Consider the following 13173-nt stretch of genomic DNA (forward strand, 5'->3'; position numbering starts at 1 on the left):
GTTTTGCTATTCGTGAAGGTGGTCGTACTGTTGGTGCCGGTATCGTCTCTAAGATCATTGAATAAATAATGCTTGTTAAAGGGGTGTTAAAAGTGTTTTAGTTTTGAGAGTTAGGGGTATAGCTCAGTTGGTAGAGCGGCGGTCTCCAAAACCGCAGGTCGCGGGTTCAAGTCCTGCTGCCCCTGCCAAAGGGGGATTTTACATATAAGGGAGTGGATTTTGCTGCCTTTTTCGCTTTTTTTGATATGGGGCTTGTTTTTTTGTGTGTGAAACGGTATTGAATAGAAAGTAAAGAAATTGCATAAGTCTGAAAGTTGGCTTTTGCATTTTTTCCTGTTTATTTTGTTCTATAAAACACAATAGGACTAGAGAGAGTATAGTGTGACGATGGCATCTAAAACCAATCCGATTACCTTTTTGAAGCAGGTTTATGCAGAAACAATTAAAGTGAAATGGCCTACACGTCGTGAGACGGTTATTTCTACTATTATGGTTTTGTTGGTAACTGCATTGGCTTCAGCTTTCTTTTTTATTGTGGATCAGGTTATGCATTTTGGTGTTTGGCGGGTTATTGATCTTCTGAAATATCTTTTTAGTTGAGAATGTAAGGAAGTGTGACTGTGGCAGCTCGTTGGTATATTGTTCAGGCATATTCAAATTTTGAAAAGAAAGTAGCGGAAGCTATTGATAAGGAGGCAAAGCAAAAGGGACTTGATCATCTTTTTGAAAAGATTTTTGTTCCAACAGAGCGTGTTGTAGAGGTTCGTCGTGGACGCAAAGTTGATACTGAGCGAAAATTTTTTCCTGGTTATGTTCTTGTTCGTGCTGAGTTAACAGATGAAGTTTATCATCTTATTAAGAATACGCCTAAAGTGACAGGTTTTTTAGGGTCGGATGCGCGTCCTGTTCCTATTTCTGATCGAGAGGTTGAGCAAATTCTCAAACAAGTTCAGGAAAGGGTTGAGTCTCCAAAGTCCTCTGTATTGTTTGAGGTTGGAGAGCAAGTTCGCGTTGCTGATGGTCCTTTTGTTTCGTTTAATGGAATTGTTCAAGAGGTTGAAGAAGAGCGCTCTCGTCTTAAGGTTGAAGTGCTTATTTTTGGGCGTCCTACGCCTGTTGATTTGGAATTTGGTCAGGTTGAAAAACTCTGATTAAACTTAGAGTAGTTTTAATTACTTTAAGGAAGGAGTGGGAGGTGATTTATAGCTTTTGTCGGCTTAATGATCCGAACCACGTGACTGCAAGCGGGTAACGGGCAAGATGAATTGTCAGTATACCAGTGAAATTAAAGGCAGATTGTTATGGCAAAAAAAAGTATAGGTCAGCTTAAGTTGCAGGTTCCTGCAGGAGCTGCTACTCCATCTCCACCAATTGGTCCAGCTCTTGGGCAGCGTGGTATTAATATCATGGAATTTTGTAAGGCGTTTAATGCAGCGACACAAGAAATGGAAAAGGGGGCACCGATTCCAGTTGTTATTACGTATTACCAAGATAAGTCTTTCACCTTTTCTCTCAAGACGCCTCCTGTATCATTCTTTTTAAAGAAGGAAGCAAACCTGAAATCTGGCTCAAAAGAGCCTGGTAAAGTGTCTGTAGGAAGCATTTCTCGCGATAAAATTCGTTCGATTGCGGAATCAAAGATGAAAGATCTTAATGCGAATGACATTGAGGCAGCAATGCGTATGGTTGAAGGTTCTGCTCGCTCGATGGGCTTGGAAGTGGTGGGCTAATATTATGGCAAAAGTAGCAAAAAGAATAAAAAATATCCGAAAAGATATTGATTTTAATGAACTCTACGCTTTAAAAGATGCCGTTTCAATGGTTAAGGAGCGTGCCGTTGCTAAGTTTGATGAAACAATCGAAATTTCAATGAACTTGGGTGTTGATCCTCGTCATGCTGATCAAATGGTTCGAGGCGTTGCTCATTTGCCTAATGGAACAGGGAGAAATATTCGTGTTGCCGTTTTTGCTCGTGGGGATAAGGCTGAGGAAGCTAAGGCGGCAGGAGCTGATATTGTGGGTGCCGAAGATTTATTTGAAAGCGTTAATAGAGGGACTATAGATTTTGATCGTTGTATTGCAACGCCAGACATGATGCCTCTTGTTGGTCGTCTTGGTAAGATTCTTGGTCCACGGAGTTTGATGCCGAATCCGAAAGTTGGTACTGTAACACTTGATGTCGCCGGTGCTGTCAAAGCTTCTAAAGGTGGTGCTGTTGAGTTTCGTGTGGAAAAAGCTGGTATTGTGCATGCTGGTATTGGTAAGGCTTCTTTTGGTGTTGAAAAAATCGTAGAAAATATAAAAGCCTTTGCAAGTGCAGTTATTAAAGCCAAACCGCAAGGTGCAAAAGGTGAGTATATTAAGCGCGTTGCTGTTTCGTCGACTATGGGAATTGGTGTTAAAGTTGATCCAGCAACGGTTCGTTCAGAGCTAGTATAAGCTGATTTATAATTTTGTTTTGGGGTATGGGAATATCAAAATTGTATTTAAAATGCTGATTTTGATCAGCTCGCTATCTAAGCTTTATAGGGCTTAGGTTGTACCGGGAGAAATTCCGGAATATCCTGTCCGAGATTGTAGGTGATGCTTTTAAGTATCTTAATCAAAAAAACCTGCATGAGACTGGGGTAAAAACTGAGAGTTAAAAGACTTAAAGGGTTTGAGCCAAGGTTGCCTTTGAACGCTGTGCGTGAAAAAGGGGACAGGATCCTCATCGGTGACATGAAGTATTTTATGTTATCAAAGGTAACCAACAGGTTTGTTTTAAGCAAATCTGTTAAATGGAGAGAGACAGTGAATAGAGCGGAAAAACGCGAATTTGTTACATGGCTTAACGAGGCTTTTCGGAAGTCTGGTTCTGTTGTTGTTGCACATTATTCCGGTCTGACAGTTTCACAGATGAATGATCTGCGTTCGAAAATGGGTGAAGCTGGCGGTGCCGTTAAGGTCGCCAAAAACCGTCTTGCTAAAATCGCTCTTCAGGGCACGGAATCTGAATCGATAGTGGGTTTGTTTACTGGACAAACACTTATTGCTTATTCAGAAGATCCAATCACAGCACCGAAAGTTGCTGTTGATTTTGCGAAAAGCAATGACAAATTTGTCATACTTGGCGGTTCAATGGGTGCAACAAGTTTAACTGTAGATGCTGTGAAGTCATTGGCTTCATTGCCTTCATTAAACGAGTTGCGTGCAAAACTTGTGGGTATGATTTCTACCCCTGCGACCCGTATTGCACAGGTTGTTAATGCCCCTGCTGGTCAGGTTGCACGTGTCATTGGAGCATATGCTCAGGAGGATAAGGCGGCTTAAGGCTGTTTGTATTCACGTTTATGGAAGAGCTTTAATGCTTTTCTGTTTTTTTGAATAAGATTTAATAATGGTTCAAATCTTTTAATTGAAGGAATTTAAAAATGGCTGATCTAGAGAAGATCGTAGAAGACCTTTCTAATCTAACCCTTTTGGAAGCCGCTGAGCTTTCTAAGTTACTTGAAGAAAAGTGGGGAGTTTCGGCTGCTGCTCCTGTAGCTGTCGCTGCTGTTGCTGGTGCTGCTGCTCCAGCTGCTGAAGAAAAAACAGAATTTGATGTTATTCTTGTTGAAGGTGGCGCACAAAAAATTAATGTTATTAAGGAAGTTCGTGCTCTTACTGGACTTGGTCTTAAAGAAGCTAAAGATCTGGTTGAAGGTGCACCTAAGCCTATTAAAGAGGCTGCTTCTAAAGAAGAAGCAGAAAAAATTAAATCTCAACTTGAAGCTGCCGGTGCTAAGGTGGAACTTAAGTAAATTTAATTTTATCGGCGGGCATTTATGTTCGCCGATTTTCTTTCTCTTAATACAAAGAGGGAAAATAATGAGTAAAAAACTTTTCCCAATGGTTTCGTAACAGGAATGGGATAGGTTTGGATTACTTACCCCTTCATCATAGAGTCAAAGAGATAAATGGCTTATGTTGGTGGGGAAAGTTAATGATGCTCATTATTGAGTGTCAAGTGAACTGGTCTGCATATGCAGGTTAATGGTATAAGGCTTTCAAGGTTGGTCTACCTTGAAGAGTAAAGATCAAGGAGCGACGATGGCTCAGACTCACGCAATGATGTCTCAATTCAATGGTCGTAAGCGCGTACGGAAATTTTTTGGTAAGATTCCTGAAGTAGCAGAAATGCCGAATCTTATTGAGGTTCAAAAAGCCTCATACGATCAATTTCTCATGGTTGAGGAACCGAAAGGTGGGCGACCAGATGAAGGTTTGCAAGCTGTTTTTAAATCGGTTTTTCCTATTTCAGATTTTTCCGGTACAGCTATGCTTGAGTTTGTAGGTTATGAATTTGATTTACCAAAATTTGATGTTGAAGAGTGCCGTCAACGTGATTTAACTTATGCTGCCCCATTAAAGGTCATATTGCGTTTGATTGTTTTTGATGTTGATGAGGATACTGGCTCCAAAGATATCAAAGACATTAAAGAGCAAGGCGTTTATATGGGCGATATGCCTTTAATGACGACGAATGGTACCTTTATTGTTAATGGTACGGAGCGTGTTATTGTTTCTCAGATGCATCGTTCTCCTGGTGTCTTTTTTGACCATGATAAAGGAAAGTCCCATTCATCAGGAAAGCTTCTTTTTGCTGCTCGTGTTATTCCGTATCGTGGTTCTTGGCTTGATATTGAGTTTGATGCTAAGGACATCATTTATGCGCGTATTGATCGACGGCGCAAGATTCCTGTTACTAGTCTTTTGATGGCATTAGGTATGGATGCGTCGGATATTTTATCGACGTTTTATGATAAAGTGACTTATGAGCGTGATGGAGAAGGATGGCGAGTTCCTTATTCTGTGGATCGCTTTAAAGGAATGAAGCTCATTTCTGACCTTATAGATGCAGATAGTGGTGAAGTCGTTGCGGAGGCTGGTAAAAAATTAACAGTTCGTACTGCGAAGTCTTTGGTAGAAAAAGGACTTAAAGCGGTTAAAGTTAGTGAAGATGATTTATTAGGTTGTTATCTAGCCGAAGATATCGTCAATTACGAAACAGGTGAAATCTACCTTGAAGCTGGTGATGAAATTGACGAAAAAGTATTAAAAGTTCTGCTCGATGTTAGTGCTGATCAAGTCAATATTCTTGATATTGATCACATGAATATTGGCGCTTACATCCGCAATACTTTGAAGGTGGATAAAAATGAAAGTCGGCAGGATGCGTTATTTGATATTTACCGGGTGATGCGTCCAGGTGAACCTCCAACAATCGATACAGCAGAAGCAATGTTCCATTCATTGTTTTTTGATCCAGAGCGTTATGATCTTTCAGCTGTCGGGCGTGTTAAGATGAATTTACGTATGGATCTTGATTGTCCAGACACAGTTCGCATTTTACGCCAAGAGGATATTCTTGCTGTTGTTAAGATGTTGGTTGAATTGCGTGATGGACGTGGTGAAATTGATGATATTGATAATCTTGGCAACCGTCGCGTTCGTTCCGTCGGGGAGTTGATGGAAAATCAATATCGCATTGGTCTTCTTCGTATGGAACGTGCGATAAAAGAGCGTATGTCATCGGTTGAAATTGATACAGTTATGCCACAGGATTTGATCAATGCAAAGCCTGCGGCAGCAGCAGTCCGTGAATTTTTTGGGTCTTCACAATTGTCGCAGTTTATGGATCAAACCAATCCATTGTCAGAAATTACCCATAAGCGCCGTCTTTCTGCTCTTGGTCCAGGTGGTTTGACTCGTGAACGTGCGGGTTTTGAAGTCCGTGACGTACATCCTACGCATTATGGTCGTATTTGTCCGATTGAAACACCAGAAGGCCCCAATATTGGTCTGATTAACTCCTTAGCAACATTTGCGCGAGTTAACAAATATGGCTTTATTGAAAGCCCATATCGAAAAATTATTGATGGAAAAGTCACAAAAGAAGTTATTTATCTTTCAGCGATGGAAGAAGCAAAGCATTATGTCGCTCAGGCTAATTCTTCATTAGATAACGAAGGTCGTTTTATAGAAGAGTTTGTTGTTTGCCGTCATGCTGGTGAAGTTTTAATGGCGCCGCGTGATCATGTTGATTTGATGGATGTTTCACCAAAACAGTTGGTTTCAGTTGCAGCAGCGCTTATTCCTTTTTTGGAAAATGATGATGCGAATCGTGCGCTTATGGGATCGAACATGCAGCGTCAAGCAGTTCCTCTTGTACGCGCTGAAGCGCCATTTGTTGGGACGGGAATGGAATCTATTGTTGCGCGCGATTCAGGAGCTGCTGTGAGTGCAAAACGTAGTGGTGTTGTTGATCAAGTCGATGCTACCCGTATTGTTATCCGTGCAACAGAAGATTTAGATCCTTCAAAATCAGGCGTTGATATTTACCGCTTACAGAAATTTCAGCGTTCTAATCAGTCCACTTGTATTAATCAGCGTCCTCTTGTACATGTCGGTGATAGGGTAGAGAAAGGTGATATCATTGCAGATGGTCCATCCACGGATCTTGGTGATTTGGCTCTTGGGCGGAATGTTCTCGTAGCCTTTATGCCTTGGAATGGATACAATTATGAAGATTCTATTTTGTTATCCGAGCGCATTGTTGCTGATGATGTGTTTACTTCAATTCATATCGAGGAATTTGAAGTTGCGGCACGCGATACAAAACTTGGACCTGAGGAAATTACGCGCGACATTCCTAATGTTGCGGAAGAAGCGTTAAGAAATCTTGATGAAGCTGGCATTATTTATATTGGTGCTGAAGTTCAACCAGGTGATATTTTAGTTGGAAAGATTACCCCGAAAGGTGAAAGTCCCATGACGCCGGAAGAAAAGCTTCTGCGTGCAATTTTTGGGGAAAAGGCATCCGATGTTCGTGATACTTCTATGCGTATGCCTCCTGGGACTTTTGGTACTGTTGTTGAAGTTCGCGTTTTTAATCGCCATGGCGTGGAAAAAGATGAACGTGCGATGGCAATTGAGCGTGAAGAAATTGAGCGTTTAGCAAAAGACCGTGATGATGAACAGTCTATTCTTGATCGCAATGTTTATGCGCGCCTCACCGATATGTTGACAGGCAAAGTTGCTGTAGAAGGTCCGAAAGGCTTTTCGGGTAGTAAAAAGCTTGATAGTACAGTAATGGGGCATTATCCGCGATCCCAGTGGTGGCAATTTGCTGTTGAGGATGAAAAGCTTCAAAATGAAATTGAAGCTTTGCGCAAGCAATATGATGAATCAAAAGAAGCATTACAACGTCGCTTTATGGATAAGGTTGAAAAGGTCCAAAGAGGTGATGAAATGCCTCCTGGTGTCATGAAAATGGTGAAAGTTTTTGTGGCTGTGAAGCGCAAAATCCAACCAGGTGACAAGATGGCGGGACGTCACGGGAATAAGGGTGTTGTTTCACGTATTCTTCCCGTAGAAGATATGCCATTTCTTGAAGATGGGACCCATGCTGATATCGTCTTGAATCCGCTAGGTGTGCCTAGTCGTATGAATGTTGGACAAATTCTTGAAACGCATCTTGGTTGGGCATGTGCGGGGATGGGCAAGAAGATTGGTGCTTTGTTAGAGTTATATCAAGAGACTGGGGATATATTGCCGTTGCGTCAGCGTATTGAAAATCTTATGCCTGATGATAATCATAATGAACCAGTTCGTCAGTATGATAATGAAAGCCTTTACAAATTGGCATTGCAGATGAAGAAAGGGGTTTCAATTGCAACGCCTGTTTTTGATGGAGCACATGAGTCTGATATTAACATGATGCTGGAAGACGCAGGCTTAGATAGTTCAGGGCAGGTTACGCTTTATGATGGTCGTACTGGGGAGCCTTTTGATCGTCCAGTAACGGTGGGATATATTTACATGTTGAAATTGCATCACCTTGTTGATGATAAGATTCATGCGCGTTCTATTGGTCCCTATTCACTTGTTACGCAGCAGCCATTAGGAGGTAAGGCACAATTTGGTGGTCAGCGTTTTGGTGAAATGGAGGTATGGGCGCTTGAAGCTTATGGTGCTGCATACACTTTGCAGGAGATGCTAACAGTAAAATCAGATGATGTGGCTGGTCGAACAAAAGTCTATGAGGCAATTGTGCGTGGTGATGATACATTTGAGGCAGGTATACCCGAAAGCTTTAATGTGTTGGTAAAAGAAATGCGCTCACTTGCTCTTAATGTGGAGCTTGATGATGCGCGTGAACTTATTGCACAGCGGGCATTGTCTGATACGGCAGAATAATAATTCAAGGAGCGCACTAGAAAAGGGCTGCGCTCTTATTACTTTAAGAGGCTCAATAACCTTATTAAGGCTATACAGGTCATTTTTAAAAGTAAATGTATTTTAAAGAAGATCTGTTATAAAATAAATGAGATATTACAACAGGTTCTAAGAATCTTTGAAGGAGAACAGCATGAACCACGAGGTCATGAATCTTTTCAATCCTCAAGCGCCAGCGCAGACATTTGACTCTATTCGTATTTCTATTGCGAGTCCTGAGAAAATTTTGTCCTGGTCGTATGGTGAGATTAAGAAGCCTGAGACTATTAATTATCGGACTTTTAAACCAGAACGTGATGGTCTTTTTTGTGCACGTATATTTGGCCCTATTAAGGACTATGAATGTCTATGTGGCAAATATAAACGCATGAAGTATAAGGGCATTATTTGTGAAAAATGTGGTGTAGAGGTTACTCTTTCGCGCGTACGTCGTGAGCGTATGGGGCATATTGAACTTGCGGCACCCGTTGCGCATATATGGTTTCTTAAATCATTACCAGGCCGTATTTCTACACTTTTAGATTTAACTTTAAAAGATATTGAACGGGTTCTTTATTTTGAGAATTATATTGTAACCGAACCAGGGTTAACATCTCTTAAGCTCCATCAGCTTCTTTCTGAAGAAGAATATATGCTTGCTATTGATGAATTTGGAGAAGATCAGTTTACAGCTATGATTGGCGCTGAAGCTATTTACGAGCTTTTAGCTAGTATGGAGTTAGATAAAATCGCTAATGATTTGCGTCTTGAATTAGCTGAAACAACTTCAGAGTTAAAGCAGAAAAAATTGATTAAACGACTTAAAATCGTTGAAAATTTTCTTGAATCTGGAAATAAGCCAGAGTGGATGATTATGAAAACAATTCCGGTTATTCCACCGGATTTGCGTCCATTGGTTCCGCTTGATGGTGGGCGTTTTGCGACATCAGATCTGAATGATCTTTATCGGCGTGTTATTAATCGTAATAACCGCTTGAAGCGGCTGATTGAATTGCGAGCTCCTGGAATTATCGTACGCAATGAAAAGCGTATGGTACAAGAAGCTGTTGATGCATTGTTTGATAATGGACGGCGTGGGCGTGTGATTACTGGAGCCAATAAACGTCCTCTTAAGTCTTTATCAGATATGTTGAAGGGCAAGCAAGGGCGTTTTCGTCAGAACTTACTTGGGAAGCGTGTTGATTACTCGGGGCGTTCTGTTATCGTGACGGGTCCTGAATTAAAATTGCATCAATGTGGTCTTCCCAAAAAAATGGCTCTTGAATTATTTAAGCCTTTTATTTATGCGCGGCTTGATGCAAAAGGCTATTCATCAACGGTAAAGCAGGCAAAGAAGCTTGTTGAAAAAGAACATCCAGAAGTTTGGGATATCTTGGATGAGGTTATTCGTGAACACCCTGTTTTGCTCAATCGTGCACCAACATTGCACCGTTTGGGAATTCAAGCTTTTGAGCCTATCTTGATTGAGGGAAAAGCTATACAGCTACATCCATTGGTGTGTACTGCTTTTAATGCGGATTTTGATGGTGATCAGATGGCGGTTCATGTTCCGCTTTCTCTTGAAGCACAACTTGAAGCCCGTGTTTTGATGATGTCCACCAATAATATTCTTCATCCGGCCAATGGTGCTCCCATTATTGTTCCCTCACAGGATATGGTTCTTGGTCTTTATTATCTTTCAATTGTTTCTGAAAAAGAACCAGGTGAAGGAATGGCCTTTTCTGATATAGGTGAGCTTCATTATGCCTTGGAAAATAAGGTTATAACGCTTCATACGAAGATTAAAGGCCGTGTTAAGAATATGGGGAAGGATGGAAAAGAAGTCTCTAAACTTTATGATACGACACCTGGTCGTTTGATTATCGGTGAGCTTTTGCCAAAAAGTGCGGATATCTCATTTGATATTGTCAATCAAGAGATGACGAAAAAGAACATTTCTAAAATGATTGATCATGTTTATCGGCACTGTGGACAAAAAGAGACGGTTATTTTTTGTGACCGTATTATGCAGCTTGGCTTTTCTTATGCTTGTCGTGCAGGAATTTCATTCGGTAAGGACGATATGGTTATTCCTGATAGTAAGTCGCGTTTAGTCGCAGAAACAGAAGCTTTGGCTAAGGAGTACGAACAGCAATATAATGATGGTTTGATTACACAAGGTGAAAAATACAATAAGGTTGTAGATGCTTGGGGTAAATGTACAGATCGCGTCGCAGATGAAATGATGAAACGTATTCAAGCTGTGGATTTTGATCCTAAAACAGGTCGTCAACGGCCGATGAATTCTATCTATATGATGTCGCACTCTGGTGCTCGTGGTTCTGCTAACCAGATGAGACAATTGGCCGGTATGCGTGGATTAATGGCAAAACCATCGGGTGAAATTATTGAAACACCCATTATTTCAAATTTTAAAGAAGGTCTAACTGTTAATGAATACTTCAATTCCACGCATGGTGCACGTAAAGGACTTGCTGATACTGCGTTAAAGACGGCGAACTCTGGTTATTTAACACGGCGTCTTGTTGATGTTGCACAGGATGCTATTATTTCAGCAGTTGATTGTGGTACCGCAAAAGGGCTTACCATGCAGCCGATTGTTGATGCAGGACAAATTGTTGCCTCCCTTGGGCAAAGAATTCTTGGTCGTACAGCGCTTGTTGATATTCTACATCCTGTCTCTGGAGAGGTTATCCTTGAAGGTGGAGCAATGATTGAGGAAGCTGATGTCGCGAAGATTGAAGCAGCTGGGATTCAATCTGTTCAAATTCGTTCTGCATTAACATGTGAAACACGTCTTGGTGTTTGTGCAAAATGCTATGGTCGTGATTTGGCGCGTGGAACACCTGTTAATCAGGGAGAAGCGGTTGGTGTTATTGCTGCTCAATCCATTGGTGAGCCGGGAACACAGCTTACTATGCGTACTTTTCACTTAGGAGGAACTGCGCAGGTTGTTGATTCATCGTATTTAGAGGCATCTTATGAAGGTAAGGTGGAGATTCGTAATCGTAATGTAGTTCGTAACTCTGAAGGCCATTTGGTTGTTATGGGGCGTAATATGGCTATCCTTATCAAGGATGAGTTAGGAAAAGAGCGCGTTGTACATCGTGTTAGCTATGGTGCTCATATTTTTGTTGATGATGGTGATGTGGTTAAACGTGGCCAACGTATAGCAGAATGGGATCCTTATACACGTCCAATTTTAACGGAAGTTGAAGGCTATGTGGGTTTTGAAGATATGATTGATGGTTTATCTGTCACTGAAACAGCTGATGAATCTACGGGTATTACGAAGCGTTTGGTGATTGATTGGCGCGCTAATCCACGTGGTGCGGATCTTAAACCAGCTATTATTATTCACACGGATAAAGAAGGTGAATCCATTGCTAAATTGTATAAGGGAGGTGAAGCCCGTTATATGATGTCAGTGGAAACTATTCTTTCTGTTGAGCTTGGTGCTCATGTTAAGGCTGGTGATGTTATTGCTCGTTTGCCAATGGAAAGTGCCAAGACGAAAGATATTACGGGTGGTCTTCCTCGTGTGGCTGAGCTTTTTGAAGCGCGTCGTCCAAAGGATCATGCGATTATTGCTGAAGTTAGTGGTACAATTCGATTTGGCCGTGGTTATAAGAATAAACGTCGTATCATTATTGAACCAAATGATGAAACTCTTGAGGCAGTAGAATACTTGATTCCAAAAGGTAAGTTGTTCCACTTCCAAGAAGGCGATCAAATTGAAAAGGGAGATTATATCCTTGATGGTAATCCAGCACCTCATGACATCTTGGCGATTAAGGGGGTTGAAGCTTTGGCATCTTATCTTGTTAATGAGATTCAGGAGGTTTATCGTTTGCAGGGAGTTCTTATTAATGATAAGCACATTGAAGTGATTGTTCGTCAAATGTTGCAAAAAGTTGAAATTACTGAATCTGGAGATTCTGGTTATATTCCAGGTGATAATGTTGATCGTATTGAACTTGATGAAATCAATGATAATTTGATTGCAGAAGGGAAGAAACCTGCATCTGGTAATCCCATTCTTCTTGGAATTACAAAAGCTTCTCTTCAAACGCCTTCTTTCATTTCGGCGGCATCGTTTCAGGAAACAACACGTGTTCTTACTGAAGCAGCAGTTTCTGGTAAAATTGATACTTTGCAAGGACTTAAAGAGAACGTTATTGTCGGTCGTCTTATTCCAGCAGGTACGGGTGGTACAATTTCTCAAATCCGTCGTATTGCTGCAGTTCGTGATGATTTGATTGTAGATGAGCAGCGTAAGTCTAGTAATAACGAAGTGGCTAAGGCTATGTTGACAAATATGACAACTGGGGCCGTTGCTGAATAATTTAAATACAACATCACATAATAAAAAACGTCTGAATAGAACGTTCAGACGTTTTTTATTTCGAAATACAGAAGTTGTATATTTTCTTGAAAAATATCAAAAATTATAAGGCGATAGTTATTTTAAACATCTTTAGTAGCTTATTGTTTTGTAATGATGCTTATCTTTTTTGTTACTTTATTTTAAAGTTTCTTAATTTCTAAAAGCAGTATAGAAAGTTTTTTCCCAAATATGTGAAACTCAAAAATCATATTCAAGGAAAAGAGTTGATTATCTACAAATCAAATAATGATTGATTTTGAATTTGAGGAAATTTTTTGATTGATATCTTCTATAAAGCTTTAAAAAGACTTATAATGAAAGATCAATAGTCTTTTCTGTAATCTAAAAAATAATTGATTCTCTACTATACAATGCTTGTACGATAAGAATGTATTTTCTTATAAATTAGAATGCAGGAAAGTAGAGATTGGGGTGCTTATTAAGTTATATAAAAAATAGACATATTTCTTATAACAATGTGATCTATGCAGACAGAATAATAAAATGTACGAATATTATTCAAT

Annotated in this window: 8 protein-coding genes, 1 tRNA gene and 1 pseudogene; all 10 read left to right on the forward strand. The window is 40.4% G+C overall.

Annotated elements, in window-relative coordinates; all coding sequences use genetic code 11:
• Positions 1–65 (forward strand): annotated as a pseudogene (locus ACFIL8_RS00815) (elongation factor Tu); the annotation flags it as partial.
• Positions 66–112: 47 nt separating this feature from the next.
• Positions 113–188: transfer RNA gene (locus ACFIL8_RS00820), tRNA-Trp, on the forward strand.
• Between the two features lie 199 nt (positions 189–387).
• The gene (gene secE, locus ACFIL8_RS00825) at positions 388–600 is read left to right on the forward strand and encodes a preprotein translocase subunit SecE (protein WP_273790652.1); all 213 of its coding nucleotides are present in this window, start codon (positions 388–390) and stop codon (positions 598–600) included.
• Positions 601–620: 20 nt separating this feature from the next.
• On the forward strand, positions 621–1151 hold the full coding sequence (gene nusG, locus ACFIL8_RS00830; protein ID WP_273790740.1) for a transcription termination/antitermination protein NusG: 531 nt from the start codon (positions 621–623) through the stop codon (positions 1149–1151).
• 150 nt (positions 1152–1301) lie between these two features.
• Positions 1302–1730 carry a 50S ribosomal protein L11 gene (gene rplK / locus ACFIL8_RS00835; RefSeq protein WP_273723157.1) on the forward strand — a complete coding sequence of 143 codons (429 nt, stop codon included), beginning with the start codon at positions 1302–1304 and terminating at the stop codon, positions 1728–1730.
• 4 nt (positions 1731–1734) lie between these two features.
• The gene (rplA, locus tag ACFIL8_RS00840) at positions 1735–2439 is read left to right on the forward strand and encodes a 50S ribosomal protein L1 (protein ID WP_375613460.1); all 705 of its coding nucleotides are present in this window, start codon (positions 1735–1737) and stop codon (positions 2437–2439) included.
• 354 nt (positions 2440–2793) lie between these two features.
• Complete coding sequence (gene rplJ / locus ACFIL8_RS00845) at positions 2794–3312, forward strand: 50S ribosomal protein L10 (protein ID WP_012755027.1); 519 nt, start codon at positions 2794–2796, stop codon at positions 3310–3312.
• Between the two features lie 101 nt (positions 3313–3413).
• Positions 3414–3785: a 50S ribosomal protein L7/L12 gene (gene rplL / locus ACFIL8_RS00850; RefSeq protein ID WP_273790654.1), complete on the forward strand. Its 372-nt coding sequence runs from the start codon at positions 3414–3416 to the stop codon at positions 3783–3785.
• Between the two features lie 289 nt (positions 3786–4074).
• Complete coding sequence (gene rpoB / locus ACFIL8_RS00855; RefSeq protein WP_375612113.1) at positions 4075–8223, forward strand: DNA-directed RNA polymerase subunit beta; 4149 nt, start codon at positions 4075–4077, stop codon at positions 8221–8223.
• Between the two features lie 172 nt (positions 8224–8395).
• The gene (rpoC, locus tag ACFIL8_RS00860) at positions 8396–12607 is read left to right on the forward strand and encodes a DNA-directed RNA polymerase subunit beta' (protein ID WP_375613463.1); all 4212 of its coding nucleotides are present in this window, start codon (positions 8396–8398) and stop codon (positions 12605–12607) included.
• The last annotated feature ends 566 nt before the right edge of the window (positions 12608–13173 follow it).

It is taken from the genome of Bartonella sp. AP57NXGY, assembly GCF_042195805.1.
In the GTDB taxonomy this organism is placed as follows: domain Bacteria; phylum Pseudomonadota; class Alphaproteobacteria; order Rhizobiales; family Rhizobiaceae; genus Bartonella.

What these genes read in the sequence shown, in the direction of transcription:
- secE (WP_273790652.1), top strand. Translation starts at nt 388, where the DNA reads ATGGCATCTAAAACCAATCCGATTACCTTTTTGAAGCAGGTTTATGCA.
- rplK (WP_273723157.1), top strand. Translation starts at nt 1,302, where the DNA reads ATGGCAAAAAAAAGTATAGGTCAGCTTAAGTTGCAGGTTCCTGCAGGA.
- rplA (WP_375613460.1), top strand. Translation starts at nt 1,735, where the DNA reads ATGGCAAAAGTAGCAAAAAGAATAAAAAATATCCGAAAAGATATTGAT.
- rplL (WP_273790654.1), top strand. Translation starts at nt 3,414, where the DNA reads ATGGCTGATCTAGAGAAGATCGTAGAAGACCTTTCTAATCTAACCCTT.
- rpoB (WP_375612113.1), top strand. Translation starts at nt 4,075, where the DNA reads ATGGCTCAGACTCACGCAATGATGTCTCAATTCAATGGTCGTAAGCGC.
- rpoC (WP_375613463.1), top strand. Translation starts at nt 8,396, where the DNA reads ATGAACCACGAGGTCATGAATCTTTTCAATCCTCAAGCGCCAGCGCAG.